Origin of the sequence: Exiguobacterium sp. LL15 (genome assembly GCF_024436095.1) — a bacterium.
GTDB classification, from domain to species: domain Bacteria; phylum Bacillota; class Bacilli; order Exiguobacteriales; family Exiguobacteriaceae; genus Exiguobacterium_A; species Exiguobacterium_A indicum.
The window spans coordinates 111,862-132,795 of the sequence record NZ_JANFNX010000003.1 but is presented as its reverse complement, the minus strand read 5'-3'; the positions used below and the strand labels follow the sequence as shown (position 1 = coordinate 132,795).

Sequence of the window (20,934 nt, the reverse complement as noted above, 5' to 3'; positions counted from 1 at the left end):
AGATATTTCAAGACGAAAAAAGAACCATTCAAGAGAATGGTTCAGCGAATGCGTTGGTAGAGATGGTGGACGTCATCTCGGGTCTCATCAATTTTAAAATCATGTGGATCAAGCTCGATTCCTTGCTTTGAAGCAAAGCGTTGGATTTTCTCGAATGATTTCCAAATTTCGATATCCGGTCCTTCGTGCTTCCAGAAGACATAACGCGCAGCTGGAATCCGGTGACCTTTCATTCCTTTTGGGATGCCATCGAGTGAGGAGACGGGATACCCGACACATTGGGAGTATTTGGTTCCATTTCGTTCGAGTGAGATATCAAGCGGATAGCTATCTGGCTTTGCAGGAATCTCATGTGAACGTCTTGAAAATTCACGCCAGAGTTCCGGCATCAACGTATGCAGTTCGTTTTCTTCGCAAGTCAGTCCAAGACCAACAAAATAAAATTCATGACGTTCCACGATTTTCGGATGCATGAGAATCTCCTTTCCGTATTTATGACACGTCTTTGATTAGCGAACGTTTCAAGTCTAGAAAAAGACGCGTAAAGGTAGCATCCCATTGTGTACCCATGCCTTCTTCTAAGATAGATAAAGCTTTCTCAACAGGCATTCCCTTACGATAGGGACGATCGGATGTCATCGCATCGTAGGCATCGGCAATGGCCATGATTCGACCGAACAGTGGAATGTCTTCTCCTACGAGACCTTCCGGATACCCCTTTCCGTCGTAGCGTTCGTGATGGTACTTTACCCCAGGAAGAATCGGTTGTAACGTCTTTGGGAGCTGAACTTGCGATAGAATGTGCACACCGATGACAGGATGTTGTTGGATGATCTGAAATTCTTCGTCAGTCAAGCGTCCTTCTTTCAACAACACATCATCTCGAATCCCAATCTTTCCGATATCATGTAATAGCGCTGATTTACGTAACAACTCGATTTGTTCGTGCGGCAGGTTTGCAGCAGTAGCGATTTCGACGGAATAGGCAGCAACGCGAAGCGAGTGTCCGGCCGTGTAAGGATCCCGGGCATCGAGTGTTGCCGCAAATAACGTAAACAGACTATCGAGCAATTGCTCATTTTGTTCATCGCGTTTTTTGATTCCTTCCATCATCAGGTTAAAGCCGGAGACGAGATGAGAAAATTCATCAGAATAGGGATTCGGTAACGAGATGAGTCGATTATTTTCGACATCTTGAATCCCTTGCTGGAGAATCGCAATCGGCTTTCGGATGTTTTCATAAAGAAGAAGACTACAAAACGTCGCGACGGACAAGATGACGACTAAGATGAGTGTCGCCCAACTCCAGTAGGAACGAAGGCTCTCATTTTCCGTTAGTTGTACAGCTGAGGCGAGAACGAACAGCATGACCGGAAAAACGCCGATGATCAAAGTGCTGATGAGCATCTTGTGTCTTAACGTGACAACCGTCGTTTTTTTCGGAACATCGAATCTGCGATCAAGAGCATGTTTCTCTAAAGTAAGTAGCATCTGCTCCGTGACACGATAAGTCAGAAAAAACTCGATCAAAGCGTGGAGAATTGCGACGAGGACAGCACCAAAACAGGCGAGACCGATCAAATAGTACGGCATTCGTAACCATCCTTGAGAGATCGCGAGTGCCGTTAAAAGTGACGAAGGAACCGAGAGACCTAAGAAGTGTGGTCCCATGATTCGCTGAACTGTCAGAACCGGAAACCGATGCGCTGTCCGATAAGCATTTTGAAAAGAAGACAGCGAAGGAAAGTCAGTTTGAAAGAAGTATCGTAAAGAGCGAACATGCCTTGAGTAGACGAGATATTCTAATAAAACCATTAAACTAACAGAAAAAAACATGATACCAATTAGAATGAGTTGTTCTGTCCCGGTAAAAGTCAGTGTCTCAAAAATAAATAGACATCCGACGCCGAACACAGCGACAAATGAACCAATTAAATAGTTTCTAAGCAAATGACGTTCAAAACGTTTTATAGCGCTCATTGTATCCTCCTTATGTAATCATCAGAGTGTTTTCAGCGTACCGTGAAACAAAAGAAGAAATCCGGTCATTTTTACAAAAAAGGAGAGTGATTTTTAAAATAACTGATTAATTTAAATTCCAAAAAATAGGTATGGTCGAAAAGAACTAATTATCTTAAAAGCGATTGATTAACGAAATAAAATAACCTATGATTTGAATATTCAGAAAAGTATAGTAATCACATGCTTTTCACTACTACATAGGGGGTCAATTCACGTGGGGAAAAAGAAACAGCTTAGCCTAGCCGTTCTATCTGGAATTACGGCAGCTGCTTTTGCTGTTGGTCCGGTGTTACCTGGTGGGCAGGTAACGTCCGTACAAGCAGCCGAAAAAGTAGCACCTGGTGCACCGATGGATTTAAACACGGTCGATCAGGATCGATTAGCAAAAGTGCTTGAAAAACGTGGGGTCATTTCAAAAGCAGCTTCAACAGAAGCAAAACAACAAGCCGTTCAAAAGTATCTGGACAAAAAGGCGAACGGAAAACCGGCTGCTGATCACGATCGTGATCATGAATCCAGTAAAGAAGCAGCATTTGATAAGAAGACAAAAGACTTCTTAACAAAGCAAAAGGAAAAACTTGCTAAACAATTGAAGAAAAAACACGGAAACTACAAAAAAGGCAACCCAAACGGCTTCGTTAAAGTAGATAAAGCGAAACAGGCAGCCTATAACGGTGCAACACGGACGGATAAAGTCCTTGTCCTCCTCGTCGAGTACAGCGACTTCAAGCACAACAACGTCGTTCAAGAACCTGGATATATGTACTCAGATGACTTCAATCAAAAACATTACCAAGATTTAATGTTTGGTGATAAAGAATTCGAACTTTTCAATGGTGACAAAGTAAAGACGTTCAAACAATACTATGAAGAACAATCAGGTGGTAGTTATTCAGTCGATGGTACGGTATCGAACTGGTTGACGGTTCCTGGTACAGCGAAGGATTACGGTTCAGATAATCCTGCTGGTGGAAACGATAACTTACCGGGATCAAAAGGACCACGTGGTCTCGTCAAGGATTCGTTAGCGGCAGCTGTCCAAGCCGGCATTAACTTAGCAGATTACGATAAGTTCGACCAGTACGATATGGATGGAGACGGTGACTTGAACGAACCAGATGGTCTCGTCGATCACTTGATGATCATTCATGCGGGTACGGGACAAGAAGCAGGTGGCGGTACTCTTGGTGACGATGCAATCTGGTCACACCGCTGGACGTTAGATGGTGTTCATCCGGTAGCAAATACGACAGCAAGTGTTGATTACTGGGGTGGAAAAATGGCTGCTTATGATTACACGGTGCAGCCTGAAGATGGTGCGGTTGGTGTCTTCGCGCACGAATTTGGTCATGATCTTGGATTACCTGATGAGTACGATACGAAGTACACGGGTCAAGGTGAACCAGTCGCTTCATGGTCCATCATGAGTGGTGGTAGCTGGAACGGAAATATCGCCGGAACAGAACCAACAAGTTTCTCACCACAAAACAAAGAGTTCTTCCAAAATGTGATGGGTGGAAACTGGGCGAATATCCAACAAGTTGATTTTGATTCCTTAGATAAGCTAGGAACAGCTTCGTACCTCGATCAGAGCGTCACGAAATCGAAAAATCCAGGAATCATCAAAGTCAACTTACCGAAAAAACCGGTAAAAGGCATCGCACCGGCATTTGGTAAAAAGTATTACTACAGCACAAAAGGGAACGACTTGCATACATCCATGACATCTCCGGAGTTTGATTTGACGAATGCGAAAGAAGCGAAGTTCGACTTCAAAGCATTGTATGATATTGAATATAACTACGACTTCTTGACTGTTACAGCGACGGCGGATGGACAATCAAAAGTCATCGATACAATCGGTGATGAAGATACAGATGGAGATCAGCGCGCTGATTCTACTAAAGGAGCATGGGTAGATAAATCGTACGATCTCAGCGAATTCGCGGGTAAAAAAGTGACATTGAAATTTGATTACGTCGGAGACGCTGGTCTTGCGCTAGATGGATTCGCACTTGATAACGCGAAGCTAACGGTTGACGGTAAAGTCGTCTTTGAAGATGATGCAGAAGGTACGCCGAAATTCACGCTTGACGGTTTCGTCGCATCAGACGGTTTCTCTTACGCAGATAACGCATACTACCTCGAATGGCGTAACTATGCAGGCTCGGATAAAGCACTCGAGCATGCACGCGGCGTGAAGTATAACACAGGGCTTGTCGTCTGGTACGGTGATTCGAGCTTTGACGATAACTGGGTAGGTGTTCACCCAGGTGAAGGATTCCTTGGAGTCGTTGACTCACATCCTGAAGCAATCGTCGGAACACTCAATGGTAAACCGGTCACGACAGGAAGCACACGTTACCAAATCGCAGATGCTGCGTTTAGCTTTGATAAAGCACCTGCATGGTTGATTGATTCGCCATCACGTGGAACATACGATTATAAAGGTCTCCCAGGTGTGACAAAGTTCGATGATTCGAAATCGTATATCAACCAGTTGATTCCGGATGCAGGGAAACTACTCCCGAACAATGGTTTGAAGATTGAAGTCATCGGTGAAGCAAAAGATAACTCTGCTGGAGCTGTCTGGATCCACCGTTAAAACAGAAGAACAGGTTCAGTTTCGGCTGAACCTGTTTTTTGTTTTAGTTATGTAGAAGAAGTGGAATCAATTGGAAAAAACATTGGTCTGACAACTTGACTTTTAAAGCGCATCCATTCTATACTTACGTTAGCTTAATATTGTTATTGTCATTACGGATTCACATCGTGTCACGAACAATCTTTTCGTTGCTCCATGTATTTCGGGACAATAATGAATTCTTTTCATATGCCCAGCATATGTATTAAGTAATTTATTTTTGGAGGTTGTTCCCATGAACACAGGTAAAGTAAAATGGTTTAACGCAGAAAAAGGTTTCGGTTTCATCGAAGTTGAAGGCGGAGAAGACGTATTCGTACATTTCTCAGCAATCACTGGTGAAGGCTTCAAAACTCTTGACGAAGGTCAAGAAGTTGAGTTCGAAATCACTGAAGGCGCACGTGGAGCACAAGCTGCTAACGTCGTAAAACTTTAATTTCAACTATTCAATCGTCCCTTTTCGGAGGGGCGGTTTTTTATTAGACTAATATCTTGAATTCAAGATAAATGTGAGATATACTCCAATTACCAAATCATTGACAAGGAGTGAGAAAGATGGAATTACTCGGAATTCATCATGTATCGATCTTAACAGGCATGGCGGAACGCAATTATCAATTCTACACACAAATACTTGGCATGCGTCTGATCAAAAAGACTGTCAATCAAGATGACACGACATCGTATCATTTGTTTTATGGAGATGCGGAAGGGAATCCAGGAACGGACTTGACGTTTTTTGATATTCCGCATCTTGGAACGGGCGTACCGGGGGCATCGAGTATCTCTTCGACATCGCTTCGTGTCAAAACAACGGCTGCACTTCATTTTTGGAAACAACGTTTTGAAGCGAAAGGTGTGGATCACGATGAAATCGTCGAGCGAGCAGGGCGTCGAACACTCGCCTTTCGTGATCAGGAAGGAACACGTTTGATTCTCGTCGCAGAAGATGGTGAGGTAGGTGTCACAGGTGGTGTACCATGGCCGCAAGAAGAAATTCCATCGGAGCATGCAATCGTTGGACTAGGAGCCGTCACATTGACGGTCAACGATCCGACGTTGACGATCCGTGTACTGACGGAAGTCATGGGATTCCGAAAAGTAGGTTCTTATCCATCTTTAGCAGGTGACTTTGCACCGATTGAAGTCTATGCAACGGGAGAAGGTGGTATCGGAGCAGAGGTTCATATCGAGGCACGTCCAGATCTCGACCGAGAACGTCTTGGTCGTGGTGGCGTCCATCACGTCGCGTTCCGAGTACCGAACAGTGATGAATATGAAAAGTGGGTCGAACGCCTGAATGCCTATCACTTACCGAACTCTGGTAAAGTCGATCGTCACTATTTCCAAGCTCTTTACTTCCGGGAACCGAACCATATCTTATTCGAACTCTCGACAGATACACCGGGATTCGCGACGGATGAGTCGGTTGAAACGTTAGGGGAGACGCTTGCGTTACCACCATTTCTTGAACCAAAGCGAGCTGCCATCGAAGCGCGGTTACGTCCACTTGAAATCTGACAATCCTGTGACACAGGTCACAGAAGGATCGTCCATCCCGTATACTAAGAACAGGAATCAAGAAAAAGGAGTGACGGGATGTTAAGAACTACGCTTGGGCAATTCCGAATGATTGCGATACTAGAAGGAATCTCGTTTTTAGTCTTACTGTTGATTGCGATGCCGTTGAAGTATATGGCGGATATTCCGCAAGCTGTTTCGGTCGTGGGTGCACTTCACGGTGTCTTGTTCGTCATGTATGCACTCTGGCTCGCGGTCGTGAAATTCAAATACGATTGGTCGATCGTCAAAGCGGGGATTGCGTTCATCGCATCATTCATCCCGTTTGGTACGTTCGTGCTCGACTGGAAGCTAAAACAGGAAGCAACAAACGCGTAAATTGTGTATACTGAATAGAGCACGGCTGTGGATAACTGTTTTTGTCTATGCGAAGCAGGTTATCCACAGCTTTTTTCTGTGGATAATTTTTAGGAGGATATATCATGTCAACATTTGAAACATTACACATCAGTGACCTGTGGATAAAAAAATTACAAAAACAAGGCATCAAGGAACCAACACCGATTCAAGAACAGGCGATTCCGTCATTACTCGATGGACGCGACTTGATTGGTCAAGCGCAAACGGGAACAGGGAAGACATTAGCGTTTCTCTTGCCAATCCTTGAGCAAATCGATGTCGAATCACAAACGGTACAAGCATTGATCGTCGCACCGACACGCGAACTTGCGCGTCAAATTGCCGATGAGACGCATAAACTGATTCGGAACACGGAACAGTACCGTGCGCTTGCTGTATACGGTGGACAAGACGTCTTTAAACAGATTCAACGCCTCGGTCGGATGCCACAAATCATCATCGGGACACCAGGACGAATTCTTGACCACGTCGGTCGCGGTACACTTGATTTAAGTGAATTACGGACGCTTGTCTTGGATGAGGCGGACCAAATGCTGCAAATCGGTTTCTTGCCAGAAATTGAAGACATCATCGAAGCAGCACCGGTTGATCGTCAATTCGTCATGTTATCTGCAACGATGCCACTGAAAGTAGAGGAACTGGCGAAAACGTATTTGCGTAATCCAGTCGAAGTACAGGTGGAGGCGGAAAGCATTACTGTTGAAGCGATCGAACAGTTCGTCGTCGAAACAACGGATCGCCGCAAGCAAGCGACACTGCGGACGATGCTTGACGAGATGCGTCCGTACGCAGCCATTATTTTCTGTCGTACACAACGTCGCGTTAGTAAATTGAACGAAGAAATGCAGATGCAAGGGTATCCGACGGATGAATTGCACGGTGGACTAACGCAAGGGAAACGTGAAAAAGCGATGGCGAAGTTCTATCAAGGAAAAACACAATTCCTGATCGCAACAGATGTCGCTTCGCGTGGACTTGATGTGACAGGTGTGACACACGTCTTTAACTATGATTTACCGGATGATGCGGAAAGCTACGTTCACCGGATTGGTCGGACAGGACGTGCTGGGAACGACGGAATTGCCGTTTCCATCGTAACACCAAAAGATGGTCGGACGTTCCGTGATATGGAACGGGAATTGAACATCTCGGTCACGCCGATCGTCGTCGAATTGTCTGAAGAAGCGATTCGCGCACAGCACGATCAAAGTAAAGGATCACGGAAGACGACAGAAGGACGTGGAAATACACGTCGTTCGAATAACCGTCGCCCGGGACGTGCACATCGTAAATAAACAGAAACAAGATAAAAGAGCCGGTCTACTTCTCTCATCAAAAGAGAAAATAGACCGGCTCTTGTTTTATTTGGCGTAGACCATCTGACCACCGAGATGACCAGTATAAGCAAGTAGTCCGCTACCGACGATGGCAACAACGAAACTGAGTAATAAAAACATTTTTTTGTTCGAGCGGTAACCTAACAAAAGAAATAACAGCGAGACACTAAAGGCAACGAGACTGAACAACGCGAAATGCTCATGATTTTCGATGGCAGCATGGGTAACGCTGCTTAAATTCGCTTCCGCATACTCTTCTGCTCCGTCTCCAGACAAATAGGCAGCGACTCCGGAAATCAGACCGACGACTAACGTAAAAAGGGCAAACAGTTTGAATTGTGTCCACTTCAGACTGATGAGTAATAGGATCGTCGCAAATAATAAAAGTGCAATCGGTGCATGGACAAGAAGTGGATGAAGCGGTACGTTCCCCAACATATCAAAAACCTCCTTGGATAAGTATGGTAAAGCATAATTTCACTTTACCCTGCTTATCTGACAGTTAACTGACACCGTTTTAAAGAGTTGGGAAATGAATGATGAACCGTGTACCTTCACCTAATGTGGAATCAATGGAAATCGTTCCGCCATGTTGCTCTGCAATGGATTGAGCGATTGATAACCCAAGACCGGTTCCTGTTCCGTGACGCGAATGGTCACCCCGGTAAAAACGTTCGAATATTTTAGCTTGTTGATCGGAAGCGATACCGATTCCGCGGTCCTGTATCGTCAACTGGCGTTCTGTAGTAGTTTTTTCGAGGGAGACATCAATGACGTCATCGCTGTAGACAAGAGCATTCTCAAGAAAGACCGTCAATAAGCGGTTCAATTGATGTTCATCCCCTTTCATGCGTAAGTTAGGCGCAATCGAAGCATGGATGACACGATCCGAGTAGGCATGCTGAAAACGTTCGACGGTCTTTTGGACAAGTGAGCTAAGATCAACTTCCTGTTTCGGTGAAGGTTGTCCTTCTCGCGCAAGTAATAATAAATCAGAGACTAAATACTGCATGCCTGCCGTTTCTGCTTTAATGTCCTCTAGAATCGTACGCCCTTCATTCGAAAGTGATTCCGCTTCTAGCAATTCAATTCCGCTATAGACGATTGTCAGAGGTGTCCGTAGTTCATGTGAAGCATCGGACGTAAAACGACGTTGGCGATCGAATGCTTGTTGCACCGGAATGACGGCTCGACCAGCAAGAATGTATCCGACTAGCGTCAGGACAATCGTTGCGAGCACCGCGATCCCCGCCAGAACGGCAATCAATCGCTGTAAGGTGTCTTCGGTCGGAGAGATGTCCTTCATCAGTAGTAGTCGTCCTTCTTCGGTACTCCGTTGATACAGCAAGAAGTGTCGATCATCCCATTCCACTTGTTGCGTCGTATCATTCGAGCTTAAAAAACGGCGCAGTGTTTTGGACTCGACGTCTGGCGGCAGACTTGCATAGCGTTCGTTTCCTGAACCATCGAGTAACTGGAAGTAGATCGGATTTCGAATGAAGTGATCCTCCCCATGCTCGATCCGTTCGAAGATATCTCGATCAGATACGCTCTTCAATTGATTCAATTCCATTCGATTCAGCAATTGAGCGTTCGTGACATACACACCAATCAGGATAAGGACTAGTACAAGAAAAAACGAGCCACTGAATAACAAGGTCAGTCGTTTTCGAATCGATTCAAGCATGCGGATCACCTAAACGATAACCGAATCCGCGAACTGTCCGAATCAAATTAGGAGCACCGACCGCATCTAATTTTTTTCGAACGAGTCGGACGAGCGCATCGAGCGCGTTATCCGTAATATCCGCTCCGATCCCCCACACGACTTCGATGATCAATTCACGACTCATCACCTGTCCAGGTCGTCTTAACAGTAAGGAAAGGAATTCAAATTCACGTCGTGTTAAATCAATTGGATGTCGCTCGTAAGAAATCGTTTGTGAGGACAGATCGAGGAGTAGTCCATTGAAAGAAACCGTCGACACGAATGCCTTTTGTTGACGACGACTGAGCGCGCGCAGTCGTGCCAGTAATTCATTCGATTGAAACGGTTTAACGAGATAGTCATCGGCTCCACTATCGAGACCATGAACGAGATCGATTTCCGTATCGCGAGCAGTCAGCATCAAGATGCCGCCTTCAAACTGTTCTTGCCGTAAGGTAGCGGCGACTTCGACTCCGCTCTTACGAGGCATCATCCAATCGAGAACGAGTAAGTCATAGCGATACGTCTGACATTGGAGGAGCGCTTCCACTCCATCCTGCGCAACATCTACCTGATATCCTGCCCGCTCCAAATGGAGGCGTAACATCTTCGCAAGACGCTGATCATCTTCTGCTACCAAAACGCGCATGCACATCGCTCCTCTTTTTTTCTCATTATCCCATAGTTGCCGTCAGTTAGTTGTCAGTTTTTTTCGATACAGTAAACGTAACAAGAAGGGAGAGGAAACAGATGAAACCAAAACCATTTGCGAAATGGCTCGTCGGGCTTAGTAGTTCCGTCTTCATCGGACTTGCGATTGGTCAGTTGAGTGTCAGTTCGAACGATTCCTCTACGACACCTGTTTCGACAGGCGATACGTATTCGAACGATACGACGCTACCATCTCAAGGGAATCAGTATAGCGATGATGAAGGCGAATACGAAGGGGATGATGGATATTACGAAGATGACGATGATGATCAATGGCAAGGTGATGAATCGTCTGGCTTCAGTCAACCCGGTGGATCAAGTGACGGTCAGTCTAGCCATTCGAGGTAAGGAGGAGGAAGATGGAGCGACAATTGTATGCGATGCATAATCAGGTGCGGTTCGTGACGGATCAGCCGATCGATGAAGCAGAATGGGAGGAACTTGTCCGATTCTTTCATTATGTGGATCGGCAGTGGTCACGCTTTGATAAGCAAAGTGAAGTCAGTCGATTGAATCGCTTACGGATCGGCGACACGTTATCTGTGTCCTTACCGTTAGCCCGCTTACTGGCCCGCGCCACGCGATACTTCGAGCAGACCGAACGTTATTTTTCCCCATTCCTGCTGGCGCAACAACAAGCCAATGGCTATCGCCAATCATTTCCCTTCACACAAGCTGTCGCTTATGAAGAGGTTGCTCCACCAGAGATCGCCCCGTTCATCATTGAAGGATGTGACGTGACGCGAGTCGGAGGCGGTTTTATCGACCTAGGTGGAATCGGAAAAGGAGCTGCCGCGATGATCGCAGCGCAGCGACTACGAAAAAGCTGGAGTCGTGGATTGATTGAAGCGGGAGGTGACGTCATCGTCTGGTCCGAGGAGGAACCATGGAATATCACGATCACGCATCCCGAGACCGAACAACGCGTCGCTGACATGCAATTACGACAAGGTGCGATTGCGACATCGAACCGTGTCTATCGATCGTGGAAGACGGACGGACAGACGCATCATCATTTGTTAGATGGACGAACAGGACGTCCGACGAGAAGTCCGATTCTTCAAGTGACGGCATCTGCGCCACAACTCTATGAAGCCGAAGTCATGACGAAGCTTGCCTTTCAGATGACAGAGACAGAACGTCAAGAAAAGCTGTTTCGTTGGTTTCCAAAAGGACGATTATTGATTTTGGATACTGCTGGGGAATGGCGAAGTGAACAGAAGGGAGTGAGTGAGACATGGACTGGATGAAATGGTTGTTCTCAACATGGACGATGATCCGGTTGAGTGGATTAAGTGGGCACTTCTTCATGACGATTTCTGTCTTAGCGGGATTGCTCGGTTCCTACCCGGCACTCAAAAAACAAAAAGCACGACTGCATCACGTGCACTTATATAGTGGCTGGGCAGGTTTGCTCGCAATCGTCCTTCATGCGACGCTCATCATCGTCGATTCATACGCACCACTGACGATCTTTGAAGTCCTGATTCCGGGCCAAGCTTCTTATGAACCACTCTGGAATGCGCTAGGAACGATCAGTCTCTACTTATTCGGATTCGTTCTCGTGACTTCGGATTTCTTAAAGGAGACGTTAGGCAAGACGCTTTGGAAATTGACACACTGGCTGGTCTTACCTGCTTGGCTATTAATGACGGCACATGGTCTTTTCATCGGTACGGATACCGGAACCCTGTTCACGACGATCTGGTACGCTATCTCAACACTGACGATGTTTACGCTCGTCCTTTATCGGATACGGATCCGTCCTGTGCAACGGACTCGAACTTCAGCAAAAGAGCGCTCAGTCGTACGCTGAGCGCTCTTTTCATTGTCGGGCGAGCCAAGCTGTCCATTCGTTAAAGGCAGCGTCCCGATTCTCGATATAGTTGTGATCACTATCGACAATCGCTTCCTCGAACGGACTGTCGGATAGCAATAAGTCATGATGGAGTGCTTTGATCGATGTTTCGTCCCTTTCTGACGTCATAAGCAACATCGAGCGATCGGCTAGACGTTCTTTTAGCGTCAGTAAATTCCAAGTCGTATGATGGTGCTTCAACTCATCGAGTAACGCGTCAGCAACGGCACCATTTAGGAAACCAGCTCCTCGTTCGAGTACACCGTGTAGCGCAGCTTCGTATTCCGGATGTTCGAGGACGAGCTGACCGACGAGACCAAAATTAAACGGAGAGATTCCGACATAATGTGCAGCCTCTGGTGTCTCAGCAAAAGCATGTAGACCGGCGAAACCGCCCATGCTATGACCAACGACGGTAATCTGATCCGCCTTGATGCCATGTTCGGCAGTGAAAGACTCTGAGCAGACGTGCTGTAGTGTCGCGGTCGCGTCTTCCAAAACATGTTGGAATCGGAAGGTTCCAGGGCTCCCGATCGTTCCACGATACGACGTGACGAGTACATGGTACCCTGCACTTTGAAGTTGAACTGCCCAGTCCATGTTCAACTGTTTCCCGGGAAATCCGTGGAAGAGGACAATCAGTGGAGCATTCGCTGTATGTTCAGGTGAATAGAGACGGGCAATCAACTGTTCTGAACCACCGCTTGGAACATGGAGATAGGATAGTGTTGCCTTTTTCGTGATCGTTTCCAAAAAAACACGCTCCTTCATAATCATTTTCTAAGTCTTAGTGTGCGTGAAGATGCACGATCATGCAATGATTAAGTGTATGAACTAAAAAGATGGGATACCCTTCTGGGCATCCCATCTTTTGTATGGTGTAGCTTAGAATACTTTTGTCGTCCATGATTCACAGTTCCATAAGTCTGTCGCAACAGCTTCATAGAATTCTGGTTCGTGTGAGATCAACAGGACGGTTCCTTTGTACTCTTGTAACGCACGTTTTAATTCTTCTTTGGCTTCGACGTCCAAGTGGTTCGTCGGCTCATCGAGTACGAGGATGTTCGATTCCGTATTCATCAATTTACAAAGACGGACTTTCGCTTTTTCCCCACCGCTGAGCACTTCGATTTTCGATTCGATGTGTTTCGTCATCAAACCACACTTCGCGAGCATAGCACGGACTTGTTGTTGTGTCAGAGACGGGAACGTATTCCAAATCTCTTCGATACACGTATTCGAGTTCTTCTCTTTAACTTCTTGTTCGAAGTACCCGATATGCAAGTTCTCGCCTCGCTCAACGACACCCGAGACAGCTGGAATTTCACCGAGCAAACTCTTGAGCAACGTCGATTTCCCGATTCCGTTCGCACCGTGCAACGCAATCTTCTGCCCACGTTCGATCGTCAGATCAAGAGGGCGCGAAAGTGGCTCATCGTATCCGATGACGAGACCTTTTGCTTCGAACATCAATTTACTTGGTGTCCGTGCTTGGAGGAAGTGGAACTCTGGTTTTGGACGCTCTTGCGCAAGTTCGATGACATCCATCTTATCGAGCTTCTTCTGACGCGACATCGCCATGTTCCGTGTCGAGACACGGGCTTTGTTCCGGGCAACGAAGTCCTTCAACTCAGAGATTTCCTGCTGTTGACGCTTGAACGCGGACTCGAGTTGCTTTTTCTTCGCTTCATGGATCGTAACGAAGTTGTCGTAATCACCGACATAACGATTCAATTCTTGATTTTCCATATGATAAATCAAATTGATGACGCTATTGAGGAATGGAATGTCATGCGAAATCAAGATGAACGCATTCTCATATTCATTCAAGTAGCGTTTCAACCATTCGATATGCTGGACATCGAGATAGTTGGTCGGCTCATCAAGTAAGAGAATGTCCGGTTTTTCAAGAAGGAGTTTGGCGAGCAGGATTTTCGTCCGCTGTCCACCACTGAGCTCTTGTACATCCCGGTCGAGTCCGATCTCATCGAGCCCAAGACCGCGCGCGATTTCTTCGACTTTTGCATCGATCGTATAGAAGTCGTTATTCGTCAGAATGTCCTGCAAGACGCCGACTTCTTCGAGCATCTTTTCCAGTTCCTCTGGCTCGACTTCGCCCATTTTACCGTACAAATCATTGATTTCCTGTTCGATGTCGAACATGTACTGGAATGCACCTTTAAGTGCATCGCGGATGGTTAATCCTTTTTCAAGGACAGCGTGCTGATCCAAATAACCAACGCGTACATGCTTCGCCCATTCGACTTTTCCTTCATCCGGCTCAAGTTGCGACGTAATGATGTTCATGAACGTCGATTTTCCTTCACCGTTCGCACCGACGAGACCGATGTGCTCGCCTTTTAACAGGCGGAAGGAGACATTTTCGAAAATGGCGCGGTCACCGAATCCGTGACTTAAGTTAGATACCGTTAAAATACTCATAATTACTCCTTATTTCATGAATTCCTGTGACTTAGACGCCTGTCCGTTTTTTCTGGTTGTTTGCTTTTTTCGTCTGTTGGCTCGTCAATTGTTTCGTTTGTGTTCCTTGTAAGCCAGTCGGACGTTTTGTTTGCGCTTGTTTTTTTGCTTTCAAGCGTTCGATCATTGCCTCTTGCAATGATAGTTTTTTTGGTTGTTCACTCATGTTCGTTCACCTCGATTGATTCGTTCTTACTTTCTAGTATGCCAAAAAAAACGTCTCTTGGAAATGAAGAGACCTGATTTTACATCTCAAAGTGTATCGGCAAGATAGACGACGTAACAATTTCGGTCGATATCGATTTCACAGCTGTCACGCTCAAACACACCGTGTCCTTCGACTTCAATTTTGTCCTTAATTAAAAAACGCATCGCTTGGACGTGATTCGGAACCGTTGATGTCTTTAAGAGCGGTTGCGCGCTGTCAGATAAATACTGTCTGAACTCGATATGAATTTGATGCGGTGGATAAACGCGTTCTTCTGTCGCACGCGGTGATGCCTTGATATGATCGACAATCAATTGATCGTAATCACCTGCCATCTCATTGGAACGAAGCTCGTATTGATGTCCTTCGATGATATGAAATTCGCAGAGTTGGTGGGCGATGATCTCTTCCGGTTCAATCGCATAACGATCATATTGATAGATCGGATGGAATTCACCATTTTCTTCAACGTAGTAGGCAAGTGACATGCGTAAATCCTCCTTTTCGTTCTATAGATACTATTACCACATTGAAGGAAAAAAAGTTCCGACAGAACAAAGAAACTTTTCTCTCCAAAAAAGCGTATACTATCAATAACGAGAGTAAAAGGAAAGGGGACTGAGACGGTGAATTGGATGAAACAAGCGACACTAGCTGCAACATTGTTGATCGGAACGACACTGAGTGGGTGTGGATCGGATGATGCACGAGCGGAACGACCAGATGATCCGGATTGTGATGACTATGAGTATGATAATGATGAAGGCGTTTGGTACTGTGATGATAGTTCATCAACCCATTCAGGATACTATTACTGGGGTGGTAGTTATTTCGCATCACGTGCCTTGATGCATAGTGCGATGCGAACGAAAGGGTATACGCCGAAATCAAAAGAAGTAAAGAGTTATAACACGAAGACAAAGGGATTCGGAACAGGCTCATCTTCCGGCTTTTTCGGCGGATGAATAGACGACAAACCTTTTACGGAGACATCGATCGTTTTTGGGATGTGCTAGACGGGGAACCGTACGCTGTGACGGAAATCATGCCCATCTCGGAAGAACGAATCGACCAACTGCATATCGCGGCGCAAGAAGTTTACAAGATATTTGAAAAAGTACTTCCGATTCTTCGATCGATGGATGATGAGGCACTGCTCGAGCTGGGCTTTCCAGTTGAAAGTCTCGCTTTTTTACGACTCGAGACGATGCGACCGTTGACCGTCATCGGACGCTTTGATTTCATTGCGACGGCAGATCGTATCTCACTCATGGAATGGAACGCGGATACGCCGACTTTCATTAAAGAAGTATTTGAAGTCAATGATGTCGTAGCGGAAAAACAAGGTTTTGAACGGGTCAACGATGGGGAAAACAAATGGCTGAAGGCAACTGTCCGTCGTGCGATCGAAGCCGCGATACATCGGACGAAACAGCATCCGCATGTCGTCTTCACCTCACATGGTGACCACATCGAGGATCGATTGACAGCTGAGTATTTGCAGTCGTTTTGGAGTGATGCGACCTATTGTCCACTTCATGCATTAGAGATTCGTCCGGAAGAAGGTCTGTACGATGAGGCTGGTAAAAGAATCGATATCTTATATCGTCAAACCTTTCCGATCGAGATGGCCTTACTTGACCGGGATGAGGACGGAAGAAATTTAGGACAATTACTCCTGCAACTCGTCGAGACGGGTCGACTCGAAATCATCAATCCACCGTCTGCCTTTTTAATGCAAGCTAAGTCGGTTCTTGCATTGATCTGGATGTTGCATGAAGCCAATCATCCGTACTTGAGCGAAACGGACCATATGACGATTACGCGTTACTTTTTACCGACGTACTTATCCGCTGATCCATTCATTTCAAGCCAGCGATCATTCGTTAAAAAACCGATCTTCGGGCGTGAAGGAGATACCGTGACGGTCCATGATGGACAAGGACATATCATGCTAAAGAATGAACAGCATACGTTTCGTGATCAACCGGCTGTTTATCAAGCGTATCAAGAATTACCGACGTACTCACTTCAGGAAGAGGGAGAAGTCGCGTATATGTATGGTGTCTTTATTTTAGGAGGAAGACCAAGTGCGATTGGTGTACGTGCCGGAGAACGGATTACCGGAAACCGTTCCTATTTCGTACCAATTGGTCGACAGCATGAAGGAGGGAGAAACGTATGAGAGCAGCAATTTTAGGAGCATCTGGTCTAGTCGGACAAGAACTCGTCGATCGTTTGTTGGCAGAAGATGCGTATAGCGAGGTACATGTTCTCGTTCGCCGCCCGATGCGCCGTTTTCATCCGAAATTGGAAGAATGGGTGATTGATTTTGATCGTGTGACAGAAATTGAACTACCTGTCGTCGACCATGTCTATTGTGCACTGGGCACGACGATCAAACAATCAGGATCGCAAGAGGCATTTCGTCAGGTTGACTACACATATCCGATTGAACTTGGTCGTGAATTGTTAGACCTCGGGGCGACACGATTTGCCTTGATTTCGGCGCTCGGTGCCCATCCGAATGCGAAAACCTTCTACAATCGCGTAAAAGGGGACACGGAAAACGGATTACGTGTACTCGGATATGACGCGTTATTGATTTTTAGACCGTCATTGTTGCTAGGGGATCGAGATGAATTCCGCTTAGGCGAACAAGCGGCTGCGAAAATTTCGACGGTTTTACGCCCCTTGTTGAAGCGGAGTGCCATTGCTCCGATCGAAGCTGGTCAAGTCGCTGCGGCGATGATCCGTGAAACGTTACATGCACCACCTGGAATTACAATCATCGAATCGAAACAGATGCAATCCTGAGCAGTCGAGTAGTCGACTGCTCTTTTTGTTATTCTTGTAACGTAAATAATATTTGACTCGTCAAATGATTTGCGGTTGAATGGTAAAGTGCTGTCTCATATATAAAAAAAGAAGTGAGACAATTCAGGCAAAACAGTGTATTCGTATCCTATCTGTTTCGTCACGCTTATCGTTTGGGGAAAGCGGGAAAAGATGATGGATTATGCACTTATTTAGGATTGATGAAAGGAGCCGATCATATGGCAGAGTTTGATCGCGATCAGGTCTACAAGACCGTTCCGCAAAAAGGATTCTTCGGGAATCCGAAAGGGTTGTTCACCCTCTTCTTCACTGAGTTTTGGGAGCGTTTCTCCTACTATGGCATGCGTGCCATCCTTATCTTCTACATGTACGATTCAGTTGCCAACGGTGGTCTAGGTATCGATAAGACGACAGCTGCGTCAATCATGGCAGTTTATGGTTCGCTCGTCTACATGTCAGGGATCATTGGGGGATGGGTAGCTGACCGTTTACTCGGTACGTCACGCACCGTCTTCTATGGTGGTATCTTGATCATGCTAGGGCATATCGTCCTTGCTTTACCAGCAGGCATTACAGCCCTCTTCATCTCGATGGGACTTATCGTCATCGGTACTGGTTTCTTGAAACCGAACGTATCGAATATCGTCGGTGATTTGTACAGCAAGACGGATAACCGCCGCGATGCTGGTTTTAGTATCTTCTACATGGGGATCAACGCTGGGGCATTCCTCTCACCACTCGTCGTCGGTGAAGTGGCTGACCGCGGTGGATATCATGCTGGTTTCGCACTCGCTGCCATCGGGATGTTCGCAGGACTTGTCGTCTTCGTCTTAACGAAAAAGAAAAACCTTGGTCAAGCGGGTACGTATGTCTTGAACCCATTAAAAGGGGACGAGAAAAAACGCTTCATTACGATCGCATCAATCGTTGTCGTCGTCGTTGCGGTACTCGGTGTCGTTGCATCGATGACAGGACTGTTGACGATTTCTCGTTTTACTTTAATGGTCACGATTCTCGGGATCTTGATTCCGATCGCTTACTTCACAGTCATGCTTCGTAGTCCAAAGATCACGGATGATGAGCGCTCACGTTTGATTGCGTATATTCCGTTGTTCATCGCAGCAGCGATTTTCTGGGCAATCCAAGAACAAGGTTCATACGTCCTCTCCATCTTCGCAAGTGAACGGACGAACCTTTCATTCTTAGGATTTGAGATTCAACCGGCATTCTTCCAATCGTTGAATCCGCTCTTCATCATCGTATTAGCACCTGTTTTTGCGAGCTTCTGGGTCAAACTCGGTGACCGTCAACCAACGACGATGCAAAAGTTCTCGTTTGGTCTTCTGTTCGCCGGACTTTCGTTCATCGTCATGACACTACCAGGTATCCTGTTCGGTGTGGAGACGTCAGTTAGTCCACTCTGGCTTGCACTGAGCTTCTTCCTCGTCGTCATCGGTGAGCTCTTCTTGTCACCAGTCGGTCTATCGGCAACAACAAAATTGGCGCCGGCAGCCTTCTCAGCGCAAACGATGAGTCTGTGGTTCTTGACGAACGCAACAGGTCAAGCGGTCAACGCACAAATCGTTAAATACTACACGAATGATACGGAGATTTTGTACTTCGGTATCACAGGTATCGTTGCCGTCATCTTCGGATTACTCTTGTTCGCTTTCGCACCAAAACTTCAAAAATACATGCGCGGTATTCGCTGATGCATGAAAAAAGACGCTTTCTCAATCGAGAAAGCGTCTTTTTATTAATCATTCGTCCGAATATGGCGTAACCCTTCTGCGAGCAAGGCGACCAATGTTCCGAGGACGAGACCGTTTGACATCAAGGTCGTCACGAGTGGCGGTAAATCGGCCGTTGCCCCTTTTGGTAGTAACAACGCACCGATGCCGACGAGGACCGGGAGACCGACCGTGATCATCGCCGTTTGACGATTCAAGTCGCGGGCTGCTTCCGTGACGCCGATGATCGCCATCCCGGCAACAATCGGTGCGACCATCGCATAACCGACAGCGACGGGGATTTTAGCGATCAACCCGACGAATGGTGTCACGATACTGAGGAAAAGGCACGTGATGTTCGCGTAGACGAACGCTTTGCGGTCCGTGTTATCTGTTGAGGCAATGAAACCAGCTGTTCCGGAAATGGCGACAGGACCGACCGTACCGAACAGACCAGCGAAGAGTTGCCCGATACCAGCCGTGATACCAGCTGTTCCGACTTGTCCTTTGACGGTTTCACCACGCTTGGCACTGATAATCCGTTCGATGACCTTGATGTTTGCTAAGACGTTTGTCATTAACAACAACGAGATGATGAGAGCTGTCGGTAATAAGCTCCAGTCGACATGAATACCGCCGAACGGCAACAAGCTCGGTAAAGTGAACAGTGGACCGTCGAAGCTTGGCATCTCGGCACGACCAATCAATGCAAACATGCTCCAACCGACGAGTAACGTGATTAATAAAGCGTACTGGCGTAAGCGATCGCTTCGTTCTAAATAAAGTGAGATCAAGACCGTCAGAATCGAGATGACGGCAGGTAATACTTGAATTCGTCCATCCTCGATATTGAGTAATCCTTTCATGACGGATCCGGACAGCTGTGCCGACAGCAACAGCATGTAGACTCCGATGACTTGCGGTGTAAAAAGGGGGACTAAGCGCCGTAAGACACCCGTCATCGTCAAGACGATACAGATGATACCGCTGAGTAGGAGTAAGAATCCAAGCGACTGTAATGTGTTTGAATAACTGCCGTACAATGTGACACCAATCGACGAATAAAGAGCAAATACACCCCACCAAATTCCAGCAGGACCTTCCATGATCGGTAGACGGTGTCCGAGCAGGACTTGAAAGAGACTTAAGATGGCAAATACGAATAGACAACGAGATAAGAAGGAAAGCGTCTCGGCACCCGAGAGTTCAAACGATGCTGCGATGGCAAGGGGCGGGGCAATGTTAGTACAGATGATGAATAAAAACCATTGAATCGTAGACACAAGGGTACGCGGCAAAACGTAAATCTCCTTTCGAAAAAACAATATTGGTTTCATCTTAAACCAATTCATGAAAAAGCGATAGGGATGCTTACAATGACTGAAAATTCTAATATTTGTTTTCATATGTGATTTAACACATAATATGGGGTATAACGGTAACGGGAGGGAATGAA

22 protein-coding genes are annotated in these 20,934 nt (G+C 46.3%); 12 read left to right on the top strand and 10 right to left on the bottom strand.

Features of this window, described 5'->3' with window-relative positions; genetic code table 11:
* Positions 1–41: 41 nt before the first annotated feature.
* Together NOM72_RS13730 and NOM72_RS13725 are read right to left on the bottom strand one after the other, a co-directional pair.
* Positions 42–473: a GyrI-like domain-containing protein gene (locus NOM72_RS13730; protein WP_023469755.1), complete on the bottom strand. Its 432-nt coding sequence runs from the start codon at positions 471–473 to the stop codon at positions 42–44.
* A gap of 19 nt (positions 474–492) precedes the next feature.
* Entirely contained in the window at positions 493–1,671 is a 1,179-nt protein-coding gene (locus tag NOM72_RS13725) for an HD-GYP domain-containing protein (RefSeq protein ID WP_369792080.1), read from the bottom strand.
* A 565-nt stretch (positions 1,672–2,236) separates the two neighbouring features.
* Between NOM72_RS13725 and NOM72_RS13720 the strand changes: the two genes are divergently transcribed.
* The 5 genes from NOM72_RS13720 (at position 2,237) to NOM72_RS13700 (ending at position 7,902) form a co-directional block, all read left to right on the top strand.
* Positions 2,237–4,627, top strand: a complete 2,391-nt coding sequence (locus NOM72_RS13720; protein ID WP_370688708.1) for an immune inhibitor A domain-containing protein — start codon at positions 2,237–2,239, stop codon at positions 4,625–4,627.
* 274 nt (positions 4,628–4,901) lie between these two features.
* On the top strand, positions 4,902–5,102 hold the full coding sequence (locus NOM72_RS13715; protein WP_023469752.1) for a cold-shock protein: 201 nt from the start codon (positions 4,902–4,904) through the stop codon (positions 5,100–5,102).
* A 119-nt stretch (positions 5,103–5,221) separates the two neighbouring features.
* Entirely contained in the window at positions 5,222–6,187 is a 966-nt protein-coding gene (locus NOM72_RS13710) for a ring-cleaving dioxygenase (protein WP_023469751.1), read from the top strand.
* A 78-nt stretch (positions 6,188–6,265) separates the two neighbouring features.
* The gene (locus tag NOM72_RS13705) at positions 6,266–6,565 is read left to right on the top strand and encodes a DUF3817 domain-containing protein (RefSeq protein WP_023469750.1); all 300 of its coding nucleotides are present in this window, start codon (positions 6,266–6,268) and stop codon (positions 6,563–6,565) included.
* Positions 6,566–6,669: 104 nt separating this feature from the next.
* Positions 6,670–7,902, top strand: a complete 1,233-nt coding sequence (locus NOM72_RS13700) for a DEAD/DEAH box helicase (protein ID WP_255999341.1) — start codon at positions 6,670–6,672, stop codon at positions 7,900–7,902.
* Between the two features lie 66 nt (positions 7,903–7,968).
* Here NOM72_RS13700 and NOM72_RS13695 read toward each other — a convergent pair whose 3' ends face one another.
* From NOM72_RS13695 to NOM72_RS13685, 3 genes are all read right to left on the bottom strand, one after another.
* Positions 7,969–8,382 carry a DUF2231 domain-containing protein gene (locus NOM72_RS13695; RefSeq protein WP_255999340.1) on the bottom strand — a complete coding sequence of 138 codons (414 nt, stop codon included), beginning with the start codon at positions 8,380–8,382 and terminating at the stop codon, positions 7,969–7,971.
* A 79-nt stretch (positions 8,383–8,461) separates the two neighbouring features.
* Positions 8,462–9,631 (bottom strand): sensor histidine kinase, encoded by a 1,170-nt coding sequence (locus tag NOM72_RS13690; protein WP_255999339.1) that lies wholly within the window; start codon positions 9,629–9,631, stop codon positions 8,462–8,464.
* On the bottom strand, positions 9,624–10,301 hold the full coding sequence (locus NOM72_RS13685) for a response regulator transcription factor (RefSeq protein WP_255999338.1): 678 nt from the start codon (positions 10,299–10,301) through the stop codon (positions 9,624–9,626). The genes NOM72_RS13690 and NOM72_RS13685 overlap by 8 nt, the downstream gene beginning before the upstream one ends.
* 101 nt (positions 10,302–10,402) lie before the next feature.
* On the opposite strand from NOM72_RS13685, the gene NOM72_RS13680 reads away from it, so the two are divergent.
* Genes NOM72_RS13680 through NOM72_RS13670 form a run of 3 tightly spaced genes read left to right on the top strand, consistent with a single transcriptional unit; the run spans position 10,403 to position 12,179 of the window.
* Positions 10,403–10,711 carry a hypothetical protein gene (locus tag NOM72_RS13680; RefSeq protein WP_023469745.1) on the top strand — a complete coding sequence of 103 codons (309 nt, stop codon included), beginning with the start codon at positions 10,403–10,405 and terminating at the stop codon, positions 10,709–10,711.
* A gap of 11 nt (positions 10,712–10,722) precedes the next feature.
* Positions 10,723–11,613, top strand: a complete 891-nt coding sequence (locus NOM72_RS13675) for an FAD:protein FMN transferase (protein WP_035395574.1) — start codon at positions 10,723–10,725, stop codon at positions 11,611–11,613.
* A complete protein-coding gene (locus tag NOM72_RS13670; RefSeq protein ID WP_035395577.1) occupies positions 11,601–12,179 on the top strand; it encodes a ferric reductase-like transmembrane domain-containing protein in 579 nt (192 codons plus the stop codon). The genes NOM72_RS13675 and NOM72_RS13670 overlap by 13 nt, the downstream gene beginning before the upstream one ends.
* A 9-nt stretch (positions 12,180–12,188) precedes the next feature.
* Here the strand turns inward: NOM72_RS13670 and NOM72_RS13665 are convergent, their stop codons facing one another.
* From NOM72_RS13665 to NOM72_RS13650, 4 genes are all read right to left on the bottom strand, one after another.
* On the bottom strand, positions 12,189–12,974 hold the full coding sequence (locus tag NOM72_RS13665; protein WP_035395579.1) for an alpha/beta hydrolase family protein: 786 nt from the start codon (positions 12,972–12,974) through the stop codon (positions 12,189–12,191).
* 132 nt (positions 12,975–13,106) lie between these two features.
* Positions 13,107–14,663, bottom strand: a complete 1,557-nt coding sequence (locus NOM72_RS13660; protein WP_023469741.1) for an ABC-F family ATP-binding cassette domain-containing protein — start codon at positions 14,661–14,663, stop codon at positions 13,107–13,109.
* 31 nt (positions 14,664–14,694) lie between these two features.
* A complete protein-coding gene (locus NOM72_RS13655) occupies positions 14,695–14,868 on the bottom strand; it encodes a hypothetical protein (RefSeq protein WP_023469740.1) in 174 nt (57 codons plus the stop codon).
* Positions 14,869–14,954: 86 nt separating this feature from the next.
* A complete protein-coding gene (locus tag NOM72_RS13650; protein ID WP_087681661.1) occupies positions 14,955–15,398 on the bottom strand; it encodes a hypothetical protein in 444 nt (147 codons plus the stop codon).
* Between the two features lie 147 nt (positions 15,399–15,545).
* On the opposite strand from NOM72_RS13650, the gene NOM72_RS13645 reads away from it, so the two are divergent.
* The 4 genes from NOM72_RS13645 (at position 15,546) to NOM72_RS13630 (ending at position 19,460) form a co-directional block, all read left to right on the top strand.
* Positions 15,546–15,875, top strand: a complete 330-nt coding sequence (locus NOM72_RS13645; protein ID WP_035395686.1) for a hypothetical protein — start codon at positions 15,546–15,548, stop codon at positions 15,873–15,875.
* On the top strand, positions 15,872–17,095 hold the full coding sequence (locus tag NOM72_RS13640; RefSeq protein ID WP_023469737.1) for a glutathionylspermidine synthase family protein: 1,224 nt from the start codon (positions 15,872–15,874) through the stop codon (positions 17,093–17,095). The genes NOM72_RS13645 and NOM72_RS13640 overlap by 4 nt, the downstream gene beginning before the upstream one ends.
* Entirely contained in the window at positions 17,092–17,727 is a 636-nt protein-coding gene (locus tag NOM72_RS13635; protein WP_255999337.1) for a Rossmann-fold NAD(P)-binding domain-containing protein, read from the top strand. Before NOM72_RS13640 ends, NOM72_RS13635 begins: the two co-directional genes overlap by 4 nt.
* Positions 17,728–17,966: 239 nt before the next feature.
* Positions 17,967–19,460, top strand: a complete 1,494-nt coding sequence (locus NOM72_RS13630; protein WP_023469735.1) for a peptide MFS transporter — start codon at positions 17,967–17,969, stop codon at positions 19,458–19,460.
* 44 nt (positions 19,461–19,504) lie between these two features.
* On the opposite strand, the gene NOM72_RS13625 is transcribed toward NOM72_RS13630, so the two are convergent.
* Positions 19,505–20,776: a purine/pyrimidine permease gene (locus tag NOM72_RS13625; protein WP_023469734.1), complete on the bottom strand. Its 1,272-nt coding sequence runs from the start codon at positions 20,774–20,776 to the stop codon at positions 19,505–19,507.
* Positions 20,777–20,934: the final 158 nt, after the last annotated feature.